Raw genomic sequence first — 16,816 nt, forward strand, 5'->3', positions numbered from 1 at the left:
TTGGATAGAATGAACATTCAGTTTCCTTTTTTAGCAAAATATATATTCATTCTATATCGAACAATTTCTAATATCATTTTATAAAAATCATTCGACGCATAATCAACTGTCGAAATAGTTAATTTGTTGTTTTCGAATACGAATGGCCTGCCCATTTTCGGAAACGGCATTTTTTTTAATAATCTCTCAACTTTAGTAGCATCAAACGTTCCTTTTAACTCAGCCGTTTGGGCATCCTTCAATTCCCGATACTTCTCCGCATGCAAATAATCATAAAAGAACGGTGCGACTTCTTCGGCCGTAATCGGCTCCATCCAGCGCTCTTCTCCCCGCTCAAGCATCGCTAGCAAGACGACCATCTTATAACTCCGATTCATGATCGTTTTTTCGACCTGCTCAATCAATTCTCGATTTGCATCGTACGCCTCAATCTCTTCGTCTGATAACTCCTGATACTCTTTCAAGAAACCAACATAAGAGCCCCACTCTTGTTTATAACCTTGTGGAACTGCTGCATATTCTCCGATTTCAACATACGATGGTCGACGACCGAGTTCATATTTGATTTGCTCATATTGTTCAATCAGTCGTAACTTCCGCTGACTTGGTTGCCGTAGTCGATGAATCAATTCCAGTGCCCGCGTATCGAACTCAATCACACAACCGGGCGGTGGCGTAATCGGTTCTGTCTCTCCTCGCTTGAACGACTCTTTCATTGTTCCAAGTAGTTTCAGTTTCGTCTCGACGTTACGATAGTTCCCGATCAAATCGATAATGACGCAGTACGATTTGTCTTGCGCTAAGCGTAGTCCGCGTCCGATTTGTTGCGTATAGATGGCGATGGATTCGGTTGGACGACAGAACAGCAGTGTATCGACTTTCGGAATATCGACACCTTCGTTAAACAGATCAACAGTAAAAAGGACTTCAATCTCGCCTTGCTCGAATGCTTGCATGTACTTTGCACGATTCGTCGTCTGCCCTGTCAGTGCAAATGCCGTCGTTCCTTTATCCCGAAATACCTGTGCCAGATATTCCGCCTGCTTGATCGACGAACAAAAACCGATTGTCTTCGTTTGACGATGTGTCTCCCATGAATGATAGATATTATCTGCGACCTCTCGATCAAGTTGTCGATGCTCGAGCTGCGACGCATCATACGTCCGACCGATTCGTCGAATCTGGGAATAGTCGATCGTGTCGTGAATACCATAATAATGAAACGGCGTCAAAAAGCCTTCAGCAATCGCTGCTGTGAAATGCATCTGGAACGCAACGTTATGGTGACAGATCCCATAGACATCCGCACCGTCCATCCGATCTGGTGTCGCCGTCAGACCAAGCAGGAAACGGGGCGTGAAATGATCGATGACCTTCCGATAACTCGTCGCTGCCGCGTGATGGAACTCGTCGACAATGATGAGATCAAACTGGTCCGTTGCAAAGCGATCCAAGTGACGTTTTTGCGCCAACGTCTGGACGGAAGCGAAGACGATCTCCGTCGTCTCCGTGACGGTCCGGTCACTGCCGATATAAAAGCCGGTCTGCCACGCCGGATTGACTTTTTTAAACGAACGCTCCGCTTGCAGTAACAGTTCTTTTTGATGCGCCAGGAATAGGACTCGTGTAAAGTCTCCCGCAAAGAACGCGCTGAGGTAGGTCTTCCCTAATCCAGTCGCAAGCACTGCCAACGCCCGTGTCCGTCCTTCTTCCATCGTTTCCCGTAACGCGCGGAGCGCTTCTTCCTGCACTCGGTGCGGCAGGATTTCTGGCGCAACGACGACTGTTCCTTCGTCATACTCGACTTCTGGTTCCGCGACATATTGCCGTGCCGCGTACTCTTGACGGTAAGCGTCTAAGACAACTGGGTTCAGTTCTTCTGCCGATTCACTGAGATAAAGATCCATGAAGGCATCAATCGCATCATCAAGGATCTGTGGAGCGACAGCTTGCGGTAGATGAACGTTCCATTCAATACCGGACCGAAGCGCACTGTTCGAGATGTTCGACGAACCGACGATTGATAAGCCAGTCTCTGCGTTTCGAAACAGATACGCTTTCGGATGGAAAGAGCGTCCACCTGACCGATAAAAGCGAACTGACAACCCATCAAGCGCAAGCAACTGCGCCAATGCTTCTGGATCGGTGATATGTAGATAGTCGCCAATCAACAGCCGAATCTCGGCTCCTCGTTGCAAGGCACGACGAAATGCCGGGACGAGCAAGGTGACACCTGACTTCTGAGCAAACGCTGCGACGATATAGACTTCCTCTGCTTGATCAATGGCTTCGACGAGTGAGTCATATAAATGATGCGTCGTCAGCTTCGCTTCCGGGATCAATCCTCGACCTCAATCAGGTAGAGGCGTTCTTCGAATCCACCGCGTTGTTGCTGTTTCTTCGCCCGGACGGCTTCCATTTCCTCAACAGTCACGCCATGTGTCTTCGCTAACGCTTGGATGAGCTCCAGTAAATCAGCTAATTCCTCGACAGCATCTGCGTCTGTCACTGCCTCCTCATATTCAGCGAGTTCTTCATGTAATTTCTTTTTCGCTTCCACTAGGAATTCATTTTCGTCCAACGTGCGGAACGTCGCTTTTTTCCCGTTTTGGTCGATGATGTTTGGAATCGCGTCTCGAACTAATTTATGATAAAGTGGCATATCAATTCACTCCTTTGAAAGGTTGAGGGATATCCGAGTCGAATCACTCGGTGTCGTACATATGTATTTTATAAGAGGAGGTTCTTTTCATGTCTACATTCAAACAGATCGACACAACGAACGCCCCTGCTGCAATCGGTCCTTACTCGCAAGGCTTTATCGCGAACGGAACACTCTATGCTTCTGGTCAAATCCCGATCGATCCGGCAACAGGTGAACTTGTACCAGGCGGAATCACGGAGCAGACGGAACAAGTCATGCGCAACGTCGATGCCATCCTGAAAGAGGCAGGACTGACACCTGACCGCGTCGTCAAGACGACATGCTACTTAACGAGCATGGAACACTTCGCTTCTTTTAATACGATTTATTCCGATTACTTTGCACCGCGCAATCACTTCCCGGCTCGGTCTTGTATCGCTGTTAAGGAACTACCAAAAGGTGCTTTAGTTGAAGTTGAGATCTTAGGACTCGTGTAATCTGATCGCTACGCACTCGTTGCGTAGCGTTTTTTCATATTCAACAAATGAATTTTCAAAATTTTACAATATTTATTTTTTAAGGGAATATTTTGTTTTTTATGATAGAATATTATTAATTCTTACTTATTTTATAATAAATAATTTTGACAACCTAATTTTTAGATCTAAAAACATAAATTAAGGAAGAATTTAATACATAAAAATCTATTGGGATTATGAAAGGACAGAATTTATTGTTATGAAAAAGTTTTTAAAATTGGTATTGGGATTAATCGTTGCAATTGTTATTTTGATTGTTGCAATGGTAGCATGTACATCGTTCTTTGCTAATGAAGTTGATAAAGAATTAAAAAAGGGTGATGAAGTCACTTCTGTCGATTCTAATAAGTCATCTGATGATAAGAAAAAAAGCGAAGCCCCTAAAACTTTTGCCTTTGGTGACACAATTAAAGTTGGAGATGTACAATTAACAATATCAAAAGCACAAAATCAATCTCCTAATCAATATAGTGAAGCTAAAAACAATAACGTTGTCGTTTTTGATGTAACAGCAATCAACAAAGGTGATGATTCTTCATTCATTGATAATACAGAATTTAACTTGTATATCAATGACGAACAAGTAGAATCCTATTATGGCGATGATACAGCAATCAGTGGTGATTTGAATAAAGGGAAGACATTAAAAGGGAAGCTCTTCTACGATGCACCAAAGGGACAGTCGCTCGAATTAATCTACAAGCCTTCTTTCTCATGGAATAACAATGAAGTTGTTTTTAAAGGTAAAAACTAACGCATAAGCGCTCCTGATTTATGGAGCGCTTTTATTGTTTTCAAACTGTTTTTGAATCGCATTCATCACCATTGGTATTTGTACGACCAAATTCAAGATACTTACTCCGATTACTAGTTGATTGACTGTCAATGGATTGAAGTATCCTTCGCCATATCCTTCCCCTACACTGAGTGCGATCGCGTACGAAATTACAAACGAAGCCATGTTGCCGATGACGATGTATTTCGGTTTTCCACTCCGTGCAAGTGAATACGATAGAACACCGAGTCCAAATAAAAATAAGGCATACCCTAGTATCGAACCCTCTTTCCAATCGAGGTAAGGTCCTAGCCACGCAAACGGAATCAGATACAATAGTGCTCGTTTCATAGTTCACCCTCCCCTTCTTCGTCTTCTCGGTTACTCCCGGCATCGTAATAACCGTATAGGAGTTCCCGAATCATCTCCCACCCTGGTGGAAACACATTTGAACATGACACTTTTTCTGTACCGTGTTCTGTCGTCACATGAATTTCCCAGGCTGTTCCGTCCATCATCGTAAGACTTTCAGGATCCGCGCACTCTCGCCATTTCTCGGCATTGAATAAATCTGACCACATGTCGATTAGATAGATGTCCTCTTCCGTCAGGTTTATAAGCAATGGATCCATTTCGTCAAGGAATATTAATTCACGTGGAAACCGTGGAGATAATATTTCTTCCTCATCTTCCGCTCGAACTGTCCGACTTGCACGGTCCCACCAAAACGTCTGTCCTCTTCCCATGCCGGACTCTCGGAAATAAATTCGTTTGACTGCTTGCATCACGCTCATCCTCTAAAATTGATATTTCCATTATAGCCCATTTGTTATTTTTAACCTGTTACATTTTTTACTATGGTTCTGCTGATTTCTGTGACTGTGAAACATTTTCCTCCTTCTATCAGTAAATGTAGTGAAAGGAGATGGTTCACATGCATGTATCCATTCAACAAGCCGGTTATGACATCGGTCAGCCCGTCTTACACGAGATTGCGTTTGCTTTACAGCCCGGATCCATCACCGGTTTGATCGGTACGAACGGTGCAGGAAAAAGTACGACGATTCAAGCGATGTTCGGTACGCTGCCTTGGGTCGAAGGAGAAATCGATTTACCGGTCTCACTCGCCTATATTCCGGAACAGCCAACCTATTATGAATATTTGACGCTCTCCGAGCACCTTGAGCTGGTCGCCTCGCTCCACGAGACAGACCATGCCTATACGGAAAGACTTTTAAAGACATTCGAACTGCATGCTGTCACATGTGACTATGTATCCTCTTTTTCTAAAGGAATGAAGCAAAAGGTGATGCTCGTCTGTGCCTTGATGCAACGCGCGGACTGCCTGATCATCGATGAACCGTTCGTTGGTCTTGACGCGGTCGCGACGATTCGCTTGTTGCATGTACTTGAAGCAGAACGAACGCGTGGCGTGGCGATTCTGCTCGTCACTCATGTCCTTGATTCCGCGGAACGTCTGTGTGACGACTTCGTCTGGATTGATCAGGGACGCATCAAACATCAAGGAACACTCGCTCAAATCGGTGAAGCTTCCGGTCAGCCAGGTGCCCGCTTGTTCGACATCATGGAAGCGATGGTGCTCGAGCATGATTGAAACCTTTTTGAAGCAACGGATCCGTCGACGGCACGCGGAACAGCGTCGCTTCTTTCGAGAAATCTTCGACTGGACGATCTTGCTGTATCTCGTCGTTCCGGTCGGGCTGTTCATCATCTATGAGACGGTTCAAATCTTAAGTGGTCAAGCGGACTGGGTTCAAACGGTTCCGGTCGCTTGGATCTTACTTGGTTGGATGCTGTACGGGTTTCTGCCTGCCTTTTACGCTTGGTTCGAACCGGCGGATCGTCTCTTCTTCAAACCGGTTTCTGGAGCGATCGTCCGAATGAAGCGGTATTCTGTTCGGTATCACTTCGTGCGGATTTTCTTATTAACGGCCGGCTTACATCTACTTTGTTTCCCGCTACATCACATCCGGTTTGACCAATCTAGTATCACCGTACTGCTGACTAGTCTCGCGCTTTCTTTACTCCAACCGTTCTTTAGCTTCTGGACATACCGGCTATCTGGGCAACGGTTCTTGCGGAAATGGAGCGGTCATCTCGTCCTGGCAACCGGACGCATCACCCTGTTACTCCTGCTTTGGCTTCAACCGCACCCTGTCCTCTTCGTTGTCGCACTGGGTGTGTTACTGTTCGGATCTTTTCATGTCCGGCACTGGTCACGGCGTGAGGACGGATTAACGGAGGATATCCTGTTGTCGACGAAACGACAGTCGAGTTTATCAACAACCGTCCTTGAATTGAACGGTGCCTTACCGAAGCCGTCTCACCGAAAGCGTCCGTTCCTTCATCTGCGATTATTCAAGCAGACGCACCAGCAACTTCCACTGATCACGTATCTGCGGGATCCGAGTAAGCGTCGCTTCTTGCTCCAACTGTTCGCTGCGATGAACTACGGTCTTCTCGTCTTACCATGGATTGGACGCGGTCTCGTCATCACCTTCGTCCTATTCGTTCTCTTTCAAGAACGGAAACAACATCACACGTGGTTCCGCAAACAATCATTCTACCAGCATATTTCCAATTGATTGATTTCTGCTATACTTTTTCTAATACATAGTTGGAGGGATGACTTCATGCGTACTCATTTATTCTTATTTGGAGGCGGTCCTCCATTTACACCGAATTTGCGAAAACGGTTTGCTGCATTAACGAATGGTGGTCCGGTCGCGATTCTGTATGTCCCACGTACTGGTAAGGAATGGGTGACCTACGCCTCGATTTATACGGAAGCGTTGCAGGAAGAGGGTATTTCGTCCTTCGTCCATCTACCACTGTCTGACGCGCCAACGGATGAACAGCTCGCGCAACTACAGCAATGTCAAGGGATCATCATCTCCGGTGGCGAGACCGAATTGTATCAGCAATACTTGGTCGCGACACCGATTGGTGACATCATCCAGTCGCATTTCGTAAACGGTGTTCCGGTCGCTGGCTTTTCTGCCGGTGCCCTCGTTTCACCCGAACGTTGTGTGATTCCGGAGATCGACCAACGCGACAATCGACGTCTTCGCTTGCCTGGTCTTGCCCTGCTGAAAGACGCTGTCGTCTGTGTCCATTACGAGACGTGGGGCGAAGCTGCCCACCTGGTGAAATCCTTTACGGAAGAAGGCACGAGCCGTGCCTTCGGACTTGCCGACGCAAGCGGGATCTATCTACGCGATCAGCAGCTGATCGAAACGGAAGGAACCGATCCCGTCGTATTATCGCGGAGTCCCGTCAAATGACAGCAATCGTTCCTGCCGTCAAAGGCATCATCATTCACGAGCAACGTCTTCTGATCGTCCGCCGGGCTGTCGCTGACTTCGGCGGCGGAACTTGGGAATGTCCAGGTGGAAAGATCGACTTCGGTGAACTGCCGCTCGACAGTCTCGTTCGCGAAATGAAAGAAGAGACACAGTTGACGGTTACGCCGGAGCGTCTACTCTATGCCTCGAGCTTCCTAACGCATCCCGATCGGCAAATCATTTTGTTGATGTACGTCTGCTCGACGAACCAGACGAGCGTTCAGTTATCCGCAGAACACGACGCTTATCTCTGGGCGGACGAAGAAATGATCCGTCAGTTGATTGCGCCAAATATTTTGGCTGATTTTGAGCGATATGATGTCTGGTCTCTCCTTAGTTGAACGTAATATACTGCCTTGTCTAACGCTCTCGTCAGACAAGGCAGTATTTTTTTCATTATCGAACAGTTGTCGTGTTTTTAAAGTAATGAACAGGGAATCCCTTAAATATATCTATCGTATACATTATTAAGGGGGAATCTTTCATGGACCGTCAAGCCGAAAAACGAAAAAGTAAGATGCCGTTCTTCATCATTCTTGTCATTGCCATATTTGTCATCGTTGCTGCTGCGTTGATCATTTATGTGACGTCTGAACCAAAAGAAGAGACACAAGCACTTATGACACATCTTGCGACTGTCCTTCCGATTTACGTGAACTAGATTCACAAGACCTTTACACAAGTCGTACAACGCCTTCATACATGTTGAGCTATCTCCTCCCGATAGGAATACGGGAGGAGATATTTTATGCCAAAGAAAAAACGATTACTGGCACAACAATTAAATGGATGGTTGATTCCGATCGTCGCCATCGGACTGATCGTGATCAGTGGTCTAAGCGTTTACGCGTCGTACCAACAATCCGTCGCAGCGACTGAGGAACGGCTGATGCGCGAATTAACGATGTTTGATGCGAACGTCCGGGCAACGTTTCTCGCATATCCGAATGACGCAACAGACCGTACGCGTGCCATTAAACGATTACAACAGCAACAGCGAACCGACTTATCACGTGATGACTACACGACTCGCTTTCAAAGCCTGAACACGAGTGAGGCGTTCCGACCGTTGACACTCGAACCAGCAAAACGGAAACAACTACTACAGCATTTAAAAACAGCTCGTACATATGCCTTTTCAAATCAAGACCAGTTTCTTGTCGCGATGACGATTCCGGAACTCGATGACGTCATCTTGCTGACGACCGATCGCGATAAATTAATCGCTCCTGCTCGAGATTTAGCTTGGACACTCATCTGGGTGAGCGTGATCACACTTGTCAGCATCAGCCTCTTGATCCGCTGGCGAATTCAACGACAACTAGCACCGTTATCGAAACTCGCTCTACAGATTGAAGAAGCCCATGCGAAGCGATCGTATCGTCCGTTAACGCTTAAGACGACGACCTTTGAGTTACAACAGCTCACGTTTCAATACAATCAATTGATGCAACAGATTGGGGATTTGACGGTCGAGATGCAACAAGCCAGTCAGGAACTTGAATCCGTCCAGCCCCACTTTTCCTCGCATTTATCCGCGATGGATGAATCGGTGCATGCCGTCGATGAAGTCGCCGGCTCCTTACTTGCGCAATCGACGCAGATGAATCAGACGATCATCGCCTCCACACGTTTGACTGCCCAAGGACACGATGCGTTAAGCGAAATGCAAACGACACTTCTGAACAGTCAACATGCCGTAACCCGTTTTCAACAGACTGTTCAGATAAATCACACGACACTTGAGACATTACAAGAGGAAAGCCAGTTACTGAAGGAACAATCCGCGACGACAGAGCAGATTTTGCAACAGACCTCACATCTACAGCAGCAGATGGAGACCTCAATTTCCCACATCCAGCGTGTCGCTGAAGAGACGCGCCGCCTATCGCTAAATGCGCTGATCGAGTCAACTCGTGCTGGCGAAGCCGGTCGTGGCTTCACGGTCGTGGCCAAGGAAGTCGAAAGACTAGCGATCGATATCCGGACGAGTACGGACCACATCCGTCAGGTCAATCAGACGTGGACGACAGGGCTCAATCAAGTCGAACAAGCGCTCTCGCAGATGACGGAACGGTTTCTCTCGACGTCACAACAGCTTGAGACGGCAACGGAGCACTTGCAACAGATGCTGACTGAAGCGACGACGATCGAGACGACACTAGGGACCGTTGAACACCAACGCCAGATCGTCGCAGAAGTCCAGTCGAATATGCAACAGCATCTACAATCTGTCCAAAAGTTGATGTCAGAGCTCTCGTCCTACAGCCAAGTACTCGGGGATCAAATGCAACACCACGTCATTCAGCAAACGGAATTGAAGACACATAGCGCGGTACTCGAGTCACGGATCAGTTCGTTGCAACAGACCGTTCGCTCGAGCGAATCGTCGTCTTAACAAAAAGAGCGCCTGCCATTCCTGGCAAGCGCTCTTTCCCTCTGTTCTCAGCCGATATAACGTGCTTCCTTTTTATCGATGATATTGCGAATCCGGTTCTCCGTCACCTGATACTGCCCTGCCAGTTGACGAATCGTCTTTCCTTTTTCATACTGCGTGCGAATCGTTCGAATCTGAAACGGTGACAGCGTCACATGTTGACCTAACAAGAGATCAAACTCGCCCAGCAATTCAGTATACTGCTGATCGATTGAAGGCAGGACATCTAAGTTCGACAACTGATCGTCAGCCCGTTTGCCGTTGCGCCGGACGAGTCGCGCTTCCGTGACGTCAGCCGTCAGAAAAGCTTGTGCAACGAGTAGACCGACCTGCACGCGTTCTCCTCGACCACGTTGATAGAGCGTCACTTTGCGATACCCTTCCCGATTGATTCGCGGACGGAGCAAGACACCTTTTCGTCGTTGCTGGACACCGCGACATGTCACGATCGTCCGGTCGAGCGACCTGACGCGACCAAGCGATGAGACTTCATATATACCTACATAGCCGATGACGGCCTTCCATTGCTCTTGCATAGTTGTCCTCCTTCAGACAAGGACACGACGGGACTTCATACCTGAATTATATCAAATTACGAACAAGCGTTCTAGTGATGTCACTCATCGGAATGTGCTATTCTTAGCAGAAAAAGGAAATGAGGTTCGTCCATGAAATTTGTCTTGTTACTTGGTCCCCAAGCGGTCGGAAAGATGACGATTGGTCAGGAAATCGAACGGTTGACGGAGATGAAAGTCTTCCATAACCACCAGACGATCGACTTGTTATTGCCTTATTTTGATTTCTCTGAACCCGCCCATCACCGCTTAAAAGATACGATTCGGCGCGAGATGTTCAAGGAAATGGCGAACAGTTCGCTTGAAGGTGTCCTGTTTACATTCCTCTGTTTATTCGGCGTCGAAGGTGGTGGTCTCGAGTTCATCGAAGAAACGGTTGAGTTGTTCGAACAAGCAGGTGCTGACGTCTATATCGTTGAACTGGATGCGCCGGTCGCGACCCGTCTGCACCGGAACACGACCGAAAACCGATTGACGCACAAAGTGACGAAGCGCGACCTCGCTGCTTCTGAACAAGACTTACGCGAGACGGCAGACGGATACCGGACACGCTCGCTGCCAGGCGAATTGCCGGACGTCAATTATCTCTTTCTTGATACGGAACAGTTAAGTGCGCGTGAAAGCGCTGAAGCGATTTGCGACCATTTCAACTGGTCGCAAACAACGGTCTAATCACAAATAAGCCCCGTCTGCTGAGCAGGACGGGGCTTTAATGATGAAGTTCACGTGCATATCGATTCGCCTGCAACTGAAATCCGTTGCGACGCCAGACCGTCTCACTGCCCGCTTCACTATAAACACGCGTCAATAATAATGTCCGCGCGAGATATGACAAAATCGACGTCAAGGCTTCCGTGATGTACCCGTGCTGATCGCCTTCATCATTTGACGTATATCGCAGGCTTCCGATTGAATCATCCCATGTAAAAATAATCGTTCCGACGATCGTTTTCTCACGTAACGCATGCAGCGTCCACTTACAACCCGATTCTTCATCCGTTGCTTCGACAAATAATCGTGACGTTTTAAAATCCGGATGCCGTCCTTGCATTCAGCTCTCCTCCTCGACCTCAAACGTTGCTGTCGCGTAAGCCTCTCCGTTAATCAAAATCGTCAATGTGTGTGTACCAGGATAATGGACACGCGTCGTCATGTTCCGAAACGATTGGCGTCGTTCGACTTGTAAGACACCTTTAACTTCTCGCTCCCGCAGTTGAAACACCTTCCGACTCGTTCTGCGTTGTTTGACGTAATCGATCGCGTACTCCAAGCGTAAACGTTGTGGAACAGAACTCGTCACGGTGAACGAGAAGTCGAGCTCTTTGCCAATCGTAACCGGCGAGACGACTAAATTTGTAATCTCGACCTCCCCTTGCGTAACGTGTCCGAACAACTGTAAGACTTCTGGATTTCCGCGTTTGAGTAACATCCGGGAAGCATGACGTAAAATCCAGTCCGTATTCGGATCTGTTCTTAAGTGACGTTCGATCCGCTCAATCAGATATTCCGGATGCGTCTTTGAAATATCGTTCAAGTGATTAGCGACACTTTTTCGGACGTAGAGTGACGGATCCTGTAGTAACGCGTCAAGAATTGGTAATGACGGTCGCGGATCAGCAATCAGACTCGGAATCGCTTGTCCCCATGGCAGACGCGGTCGTGTCCCTTCCGACGCTAAGCGCCGAACATGTTCATCGTCTGATGTTGCCCACATGAGTGCTTGCTCGAAATAACGCTCTTGATCAGCGAGTAGAAAACGCCGGACAGCGAACTCAGACGTCGAATACGGTGTCAATTTAGCGAGCGTTGCTAACGCAAGTGTCCAGTCAGTGAGTGTTGCTGTCCGCTCGACATACTCGGGAAAAACGATCCCTGGTAACCCAGTAAACTGTGGTGCGAGTCGTTCCAGCTCCCCAATCGAGTCCGGAAACGGTGGCAGGACGGATTCTAGTGTCTCCGCAACACGACGGACGCGTTGTTTAAACGCAAGCTCTTCCCAGTTCTCCCGTTCGACTCGTCTGCGAAAATCTGATACATCGACCGCTTCTCCTAAGCCATCGAGCCAACTCGGTGAAAACACATCTTTAATCAAACTCATCCTACATCCAGTCCTCTCTTTGTACGCTCCAGTTTGAGCAATGTTTCCTTGCGTGCAAGTCCCCCGGCGTATCCACCTAAATCCCCATTCGTTCGAATGACCCGATGACATGGAATGATGATTGCCAGTTGATTTGCTCCGTTGGCTCGTGCGACAGCGCGAACAGCGGTTGGTTGACCAATTCGGATGGCCAGTTCCTGATACGAGATCGTCTCGCCACTCGGAATCCGTTCAAGTTCTTCCCAGACGCGGCGTTGAAAGGGCGTTCCGTACCGCATCAGTGGCGTCTGAAACAAGACCGGTTCTCCTTTGAAGTAACGACGGAGCTCCCCTTCAATCTGTCCAAAGATGGGTGACTCACCGGGAACGATGACGGCATGTGCTTTTCGACGCAATTGTTCAATTTCCCGTTCAAGTCCCCGTCGATCGACGAATTCAAGAAGATGTAAGTGTTGTTCATCCGCAATCGCAAGCATCGAACCGAGTGGTGTATCAAGCCATTTTGCGCGAAAGACCTGTCCGTCAAAACGTGACGGTGCTTCCCCGAGCATCCGTGCTGACGCTTCACGAAAACCGCTGCTTGATTCATAGCCTCCTACTAATTGCCCTTCGATGACCGGCTTCCCAGTCCGAATCTCTTTCATCGCTAACCCCATCCGCCGTGCCCGAGCATAGGCAACGAACGTCATCCCGAATCGTTTCTTGAACTGGCGCCGTGCTGTTGATTCGTCCAAACCAAGTGCTCGGAAATCAGCTTCTTTGAACCGTTTATCTGGTTCCGCCTCGACTGCTTCGATCAAGCGTTGAATCGTACCGTGATCGCCTGGATAAGCGAGCGGATGACACCGTCTGCACGGTCGATAAGAGGCAAGCAATGCCTCTTGCGCCGTCTCGAAAAACTCACAGTTCTCCGCTTTCGGTTTTCGCGCTGGACACGTCGGGCGGCAAAAAATACCGGTCGTCTTGACCCCGACGAAAAACGTTCCTTCGTACGTCGCGTCACGTCGAACAAGTGCCTCATAATACATATGATGTTCCATCGCTTTCCCCTCCTTTGTCTTTAGTATAACGGCTTGTCCGGTTACGATGTCGCCGAAAATCAGGCATTGATCTGTTTAAGATTCACTTAAGAATTCTCTACCTGTTTTCGAAAGGGACGACGTGCATACTACATGCTATACTCAACGGAAAGTAGGGTTTTCATGTTTGATTTTTTTAAAAGAAACACTTCACGGAATCGGTGATCTTCGGATTTCAATCAAAGAAGGAGCACAAAGCATCCAACTGATTTGCTCGAATGCGATTGCTAACACCTATACACCAGAAGAATTAAACGAATGGTTGACGCCGTTCGGAACGTCTGACGCATCGCGTTCTTCCGGCGGTTCCGGTATCGGTCTGTCGATTGTTCAACAAATCATGGCGCGCCATCACGGAAGTGTCCAGCTCACTTCACCAGACAACCACTTTTCCGTCACGTGTCGTTTTCCGCGTCATTCGTAAGTCAGCATCCGATGCTCTCGTCGGGTGCTTTTTTGGGCTAGGTTGTTACTTCTTAGACACTTCTTTGAAATTGGAATTCGATACACTAAAGACTGTTAGAAATTAGTTGTCGTTTTAAAGGAGTTGTTCGTGTCTTATGAAATCCTCGTCTCGTTCGATTACATATATGCCAGGGCTTGATGGTCTGCGTGCCTTCGCTGTTCTATCTGTCATTCTCTACCATCTGTCTGTTTCATTCTTCTCCGGTGGTTTCCTCGGTGTTGATCTCTTTTTCGTCTTATCCGGTTACCTGATTACTGGTCTTTTGTTACGCGAGTGGCAGACGACCGGACGCCTCGACTTGAAACGGTTTTGGATTCATCGTTTCCGTCGTTTGTTCCCAGCCCTATTCATCATGCTGTTACTCGTTCTCGGATATGTAACCGTCTTTGAACGCGAACTATTGCATACAGTTCGTCAAGATAGTGCCTTTGCGCTTATTTACGGAACGAACTGGTGGTATATCTTCCATGACGTCTCGTATTTCGAGTCGTTCGGGAAACCGTCACCGATCCAAAACCTTTGGTCGCTCGCGATCGAAGAACAGTTCTACCTGCTATTCCCGATCCTACTTTGGTTCGGTATGAAAAATCGTCGCCTGTTCCTTCAATTGATTGGTGTCGCGATCGGCGCATCCGTGCTCGCGATGGCGATTCAATTCACACCGGGTGAGGATCCGAGTCGTGTCTACTACGGTACCGATACACGATTATTCGCCTTATTGATCGGGAGCTTGCTCGCGTTCGCGTGGCAACCGACCCGCTTTAAGATTGATATCCCAAAACGTGGTGTTCGATTGTTGAATCAAACAGGTGCTGTCACGTTGCTACTCTTACTTTTACTGATGGTTGTCACGAGTGAGTTCGGAAGCTTTTTATACCGCGGTGGCTTTTTCATCGTTTCGCTCCTTGCCGCCCTGTTGATTGCTACGATCGCCCATCCGGCGTCGATTTGGAGTCGTTGGTTTGCGCGTCCATCACTTATTGCGATCGGCAAACGGTCGTACGGCTTATATCTATGGCATTTTCCCGTCATCACGTTGCTGACACCGGTCGAGCAAATTGGAACATTCTCGGTACTACGGACTATATTGATCATAGTTATTCTTGTTGCGTTAACAGAAGTCTCGTATCGCCTCATCGAGCGTCCGATTCGTCAACACGGACTGTCTGGTTACTTGAAGCGTTTATCGCTACATCCGCAACAGTTACGTCAGTTCTCAACGGTACAGTGGGCGAGTGTTGCCGTGTTGACGATCCTTATCGTCAGCTTCATTGGTAACTTATCGATTCTTGCTGTTTCCGATACACCGAAGCCAAAACCCGCCTTCCATAAGATAGCGGCGCCAAAAGAAAAACCGAAACCGGTCCTCAAACCGACGACACCGAAAGCAAAACCTGATCAACGAAAAATTTGTCGACCGACGCTTGCGATCGGTGACTCCGTCCTGCTCGGTGTCGAAGATTATCTCGGCAGTACACTCAAACAACTGACGATTGATGCGAAACTCGGTCGACAGCTACGAGAAGCGATTCCGCTAAGTGAGCAGTATGCGTCGTATAATCAACATGGACGCCAAGTCATCCTTCATCTTGGGACAAACGGCAGCTTCCGCAAAGATCAGTTGAATAGCTTACTCGACCAATTTGCAAATGCCGATCACATCTATCTGGTCACTGCACGCGTCCCACGCCCGTGGGAAGCGGAAGTCAATCAGATGTTACGCGAGGCCTCGAAACGAAAACGGGTCGAGCTGATCGACTGGCATGCCGTTGCCGTCAAGCATCCATCATACTTCGAAGCGGATGGTGTTCATTTGAATATTAAGGGCGCCCGGGCCTATTCGAAGATTCTTGCGAAGGCCACGAATTGCGCCGTTTCGACAAAATAAAACCACGACAAACAAGGTAACGGATAGTTCCGCTACCTTGTTTTTTCGTGTTCACCCTGTCGCAAGTAGTTCAAGGTAGATCAGACTGACACTAAGAAGGCTCAGCAAGACACCCAATGCATGTCGTCTGAATCCGAGTAAGAGCAGTGGTAAGGTGGCGATCCCCATCATCAAGACCCCCCCGTCCCCTGCTGGACCACTGACCGGTAGTTGACCTAACGTCGGTTGTGCCAAACGATTGAGTGATGCACTTGCCATGAACAGAAGTATTAAAATAATACTCTCCATCCGGAGTAACGGACGCGGATCGTATGTCAAGTCGAAACGTAACCGACGCCGGACGAGCGTGCCATTACAAAAGGCGTAGAACAAAAGCGGCAACAACAAAAGATGCTTCAGCAACATGGCTTGACCGTATGGCACGCCCCATAGATTCGGATAACGTTCAAGCGGAATCGCCAGTTGCATCAGCAACAGACCTGACAGAATGACACCGGTAAAAGCAATCCGGGCAAATGGACTAAACCAACTTAAAAAGGCAGACCAATGAGCGGTCGAGCGGGCACCGATGGCTACCCAAAACACGACACCGATCCAAGCTGTCACACATAAAAAGTGACTAAATTGCAGCATCCATCCGAACGCACCGTATTTCGCCGCAGCATGACTCGTTCCTGCAATGCCAATCCATATCGGGATCGTCAAGAGTGCGAGTAGGACGGACAGATATTTTCGCCAGGCAAGTACGATCAATAGGAGTAAGACAGCGAAGTAAACGACAAGAAACATTTGACCGATATGCAAAAGTAACCCCGTTCGTAGAGCCCCCGTCATCGTTTGCGTCGAAAGCAGAAAACGAACGGCACCGATGACCGGGATACTTGTTCCAAGAACAAGCATTCCGAGCCCCGCTACCGCCCATGACGTACCATCCATAAAATCTTCTTATA

General features: G+C 48.1%; 20 protein-coding genes. 11 read left to right on the forward strand and 9 right to left on the reverse strand.

The genetic code is table 11. The annotated features are described in order from the left end of the window. Positions 1-17: 17 nt before the first annotated feature. Both HZS85_RS11680 and HZS85_RS11685 read right to left on the reverse strand, forming a co-directional pair. Entirely contained in the window at positions 18-2,342 is a 2,325-nt protein-coding gene (locus tag HZS85_RS11680) for a DEAD/DEAH box helicase family protein (RefSeq protein WP_214856142.1), read from the reverse strand. Beyond that, entirely contained in the window at positions 2,339-2,662 is a 324-nt protein-coding gene (locus HZS85_RS11685) for a nucleoside triphosphate pyrophosphohydrolase (protein ID WP_214856144.1), read from the reverse strand. The genes HZS85_RS11680 and HZS85_RS11685 overlap by 4 nt, the downstream gene beginning before the upstream one ends. 89 nt (positions 2,663-2,751) lie before the next feature. Between HZS85_RS11685 and HZS85_RS11690 the strand changes: the two genes are divergently transcribed. Together HZS85_RS11690 and HZS85_RS11695 are read left to right on the forward strand one after the other, a co-directional pair. Continuing rightward, the gene (locus tag HZS85_RS11690) at positions 2,752-3,141 is read left to right on the forward strand and encodes a RidA family protein (RefSeq protein ID WP_214856146.1); all 390 of its coding nucleotides are present in this window, start codon (positions 2,752-2,754) and stop codon (positions 3,139-3,141) included. 241 nt (positions 3,142-3,382) lie between these two features. Next, a complete protein-coding gene (locus HZS85_RS11695; protein ID WP_214856148.1) occupies positions 3,383-3,937 on the forward strand; it encodes a DUF4352 domain-containing protein in 555 nt (184 codons plus the stop codon). Positions 3,938-3,955: 18 nt separating this feature from the next. Here HZS85_RS11695 and HZS85_RS11700 read toward each other — a convergent pair whose 3' ends face one another. After that, complete coding sequence (locus HZS85_RS11700; RefSeq protein ID WP_214856150.1) at positions 3,956-4,309, reverse strand: hypothetical protein; 354 nt, start codon at positions 4,307-4,309, stop codon at positions 3,956-3,958. After that, positions 4,306-4,743: a hypothetical protein gene (locus HZS85_RS11705; RefSeq protein WP_214856152.1), complete on the reverse strand. Its 438-nt coding sequence runs from the start codon at positions 4,741-4,743 to the stop codon at positions 4,306-4,308. Before HZS85_RS11705 ends, HZS85_RS11700 begins: the two co-directional genes overlap by 4 nt. Before the next feature lie 149 nt (positions 4,744-4,892). Here HZS85_RS11705 and HZS85_RS11710 point away from each other — a divergent pair, with 149 nt between their 5' ends. From HZS85_RS11710 to HZS85_RS11735, 6 genes are all read left to right on the forward strand, one after another. Continuing rightward, positions 4,893-5,573, forward strand: coding sequence for an ABC transporter ATP-binding protein (locus HZS85_RS11710; RefSeq protein WP_214856154.1), 681 nt, complete (start codon positions 4,893-4,895; stop codon positions 5,571-5,573). Further along, positions 5,566-6,564, forward strand: coding sequence for an ABC transporter permease (locus HZS85_RS11715; RefSeq protein ID WP_214856157.1), 999 nt, complete (start codon positions 5,566-5,568; stop codon positions 6,562-6,564). The genes HZS85_RS11710 and HZS85_RS11715 overlap by 8 nt, the downstream gene beginning before the upstream one ends. 48 nt (positions 6,565-6,612) lie before the next feature. Continuing rightward, complete coding sequence (locus HZS85_RS11720) at positions 6,613-7,263, forward strand: Type 1 glutamine amidotransferase-like domain-containing protein (RefSeq protein WP_214856159.1); 651 nt, start codon at positions 6,613-6,615, stop codon at positions 7,261-7,263. Beyond that, positions 7,260-7,664, forward strand: coding sequence for an NUDIX hydrolase (locus HZS85_RS11725; protein WP_035411230.1), 405 nt, complete (start codon positions 7,260-7,262; stop codon positions 7,662-7,664). The genes HZS85_RS11720 and HZS85_RS11725 overlap by 4 nt, the downstream gene beginning before the upstream one ends. 143 nt (positions 7,665-7,807) lie before the next feature. Continuing rightward, the gene (locus HZS85_RS11730; protein WP_023466867.1) at positions 7,808-7,984 is read left to right on the forward strand and encodes a hypothetical protein; all 177 of its coding nucleotides are present in this window, start codon (positions 7,808-7,810) and stop codon (positions 7,982-7,984) included. Between the two features lie 87 nt (positions 7,985-8,071). Further along, positions 8,072-9,721, forward strand: a complete 1,650-nt coding sequence (locus HZS85_RS11735; protein WP_214856161.1) for a methyl-accepting chemotaxis protein — start codon at positions 8,072-8,074, stop codon at positions 9,719-9,721. A 47-nt stretch (positions 9,722-9,768) separates the two neighbouring features. On the opposite strand, the gene HZS85_RS11740 is transcribed toward HZS85_RS11735, so the two are convergent. Continuing rightward, positions 9,769-10,296 carry an NUMOD4 domain-containing protein gene (locus tag HZS85_RS11740; RefSeq protein WP_214856162.1) on the reverse strand — a complete coding sequence of 176 codons (528 nt, stop codon included), beginning with the start codon at positions 10,294-10,296 and terminating at the stop codon, positions 9,769-9,771. 132 nt (positions 10,297-10,428) lie between these two features. Between HZS85_RS11740 and HZS85_RS11745 the strand changes: the two genes are divergently transcribed. Next, the gene (locus HZS85_RS11745; protein WP_214856163.1) at positions 10,429-11,007 is read left to right on the forward strand and encodes an AAA family ATPase; all 579 of its coding nucleotides are present in this window, start codon (positions 10,429-10,431) and stop codon (positions 11,005-11,007) included. Between the two features lie 37 nt (positions 11,008-11,044). Here the strand turns inward: HZS85_RS11745 and HZS85_RS11750 are convergent, their stop codons facing one another. Genes HZS85_RS11750 through HZS85_RS11760 form a run of 3 tightly spaced genes read right to left on the reverse strand, consistent with a single transcriptional unit; the run spans position 11,045 to position 13,473 of the window. Continuing rightward, positions 11,045-11,386, reverse strand: a complete 342-nt coding sequence (locus HZS85_RS11750; RefSeq protein ID WP_214856164.1) for a GNAT family N-acetyltransferase — start codon at positions 11,384-11,386, stop codon at positions 11,045-11,047. Continuing rightward, entirely contained in the window at positions 11,387-12,433 is a 1,047-nt protein-coding gene (locus tag HZS85_RS11755; RefSeq protein ID WP_214856165.1) for a DNA alkylation repair protein, read from the reverse strand. It abuts the gene before it with no gap. Then, positions 12,430-13,473: a bifunctional transcriptional activator/DNA repair enzyme AdaA gene (locus HZS85_RS11760; RefSeq protein WP_214856166.1), complete on the reverse strand. Its 1,044-nt coding sequence runs from the start codon at positions 13,471-13,473 to the stop codon at positions 12,430-12,432. Before HZS85_RS11760 ends, HZS85_RS11755 begins: the two co-directional genes overlap by 4 nt. A gap of 166 nt (positions 13,474-13,639) precedes the next feature. On the opposite strand from HZS85_RS11760, the gene HZS85_RS11765 reads away from it, so the two are divergent. Next, the gene (locus HZS85_RS11765; protein WP_214856167.1) at positions 13,640-13,936 is read left to right on the forward strand and encodes an ATP-binding protein; all 297 of its coding nucleotides are present in this window, start codon (positions 13,640-13,642) and stop codon (positions 13,934-13,936) included. Positions 13,937-14,072: 136 nt separating this feature from the next. Then, complete coding sequence (locus HZS85_RS11770) at positions 14,073-15,866, forward strand: acyltransferase family protein (RefSeq protein WP_214856168.1); 1,794 nt, start codon at positions 14,073-14,075, stop codon at positions 15,864-15,866. A 51-nt stretch (positions 15,867-15,917) separates the two neighbouring features. Here HZS85_RS11770 and HZS85_RS11775 read toward each other — a convergent pair whose 3' ends face one another. Continuing rightward, positions 15,918-16,802: a CopD family protein gene (locus HZS85_RS11775; RefSeq protein ID WP_214856169.1), complete on the reverse strand. Its 885-nt coding sequence runs from the start codon at positions 16,800-16,802 to the stop codon at positions 15,918-15,920. Positions 16,803-16,816 lie beyond the last annotated feature (14 nt).

The sequence above is a fragment of the Exiguobacterium sp. s130 genome, from assembly GCF_018619055.1.
Lineage (GTDB): Bacteria > Bacillota > Bacilli > Exiguobacteriales > Exiguobacteriaceae > Exiguobacterium_A.

What these genes read in the sequence shown, in the direction of transcription:
- HZS85_RS11685 (WP_214856144.1), bottom strand. Translation starts at nt 2,662, where the DNA reads ATGCCACTTTATCATAAATTAGTTCGAGACGCGATTCCAAACATCATC.
- HZS85_RS11690 (WP_214856146.1), top strand. Translation starts at nt 2,752, where the DNA reads ATGTCTACATTCAAACAGATCGACACAACGAACGCCCCTGCTGCAATC.
- HZS85_RS11695 (WP_214856148.1), top strand. Translation starts at nt 3,383, where the DNA reads ATGAAAAAGTTTTTAAAATTGGTATTGGGATTAATCGTTGCAATTGTT.
- HZS85_RS11700 (WP_214856150.1), bottom strand. Translation starts at nt 4,309, where the DNA reads ATGAAACGAGCACTATTGTATCTGATTCCGTTTGCGTGGCTAGGACCT.
- HZS85_RS11705 (WP_214856152.1), bottom strand. Translation starts at nt 4,743, where the DNA reads ATGCAAGCAGTCAAACGAATTTATTTCCGAGAGTCCGGCATGGGAAGA.
- HZS85_RS11710 (WP_214856154.1), top strand. Translation starts at nt 4,893, where the DNA reads ATGCATGTATCCATTCAACAAGCCGGTTATGACATCGGTCAGCCCGTC.
- HZS85_RS11715 (WP_214856157.1), top strand. Translation starts at nt 5,566, where the DNA reads ATGATTGAAACCTTTTTGAAGCAACGGATCCGTCGACGGCACGCGGAA.
- HZS85_RS11720 (WP_214856159.1), top strand. Translation starts at nt 6,613, where the DNA reads ATGCGTACTCATTTATTCTTATTTGGAGGCGGTCCTCCATTTACACCG.
- HZS85_RS11725 (WP_035411230.1), top strand. Translation starts at nt 7,260, where the DNA reads ATGACAGCAATCGTTCCTGCCGTCAAAGGCATCATCATTCACGAGCAA.
- HZS85_RS11730 (WP_023466867.1), top strand. Translation starts at nt 7,808, where the DNA reads ATGGACCGTCAAGCCGAAAAACGAAAAAGTAAGATGCCGTTCTTCATC.
- HZS85_RS11735 (WP_214856161.1), top strand. Translation starts at nt 8,072, where the DNA reads ATGCCAAAGAAAAAACGATTACTGGCACAACAATTAAATGGATGGTTG.
- HZS85_RS11740 (WP_214856162.1), bottom strand. Translation starts at nt 10,296, where the DNA reads ATGCAAGAGCAATGGAAGGCCGTCATCGGCTATGTAGGTATATATGAA.
- HZS85_RS11745 (WP_214856163.1), top strand. Translation starts at nt 10,429, where the DNA reads ATGAAATTTGTCTTGTTACTTGGTCCCCAAGCGGTCGGAAAGATGACG.
- HZS85_RS11750 (WP_214856164.1), bottom strand. Translation starts at nt 11,386, where the DNA reads ATGCAAGGACGGCATCCGGATTTTAAAACGTCACGATTATTTGTCGAA.
- HZS85_RS11755 (WP_214856165.1), bottom strand. Translation starts at nt 12,433, where the DNA reads ATGAGTTTGATTAAAGATGTGTTTTCACCGAGTTGGCTCGATGGCTTA.
- HZS85_RS11760 (WP_214856166.1), bottom strand. Translation starts at nt 13,473, where the DNA reads ATGGAACATCATATGTATTATGAGGCACTTGTTCGACGTGACGCGACG.
- HZS85_RS11770 (WP_214856168.1), top strand. Translation starts at nt 14,073, where the DNA reads ATGAAATCCTCGTCTCGTTCGATTACATATATGCCAGGGCTTGATGGT.
- HZS85_RS11775 (WP_214856169.1), bottom strand. Translation starts at nt 16,802, where the DNA reads ATGGATGGTACGTCATGGGCGGTAGCGGGGCTCGGAATGCTTGTTCTT.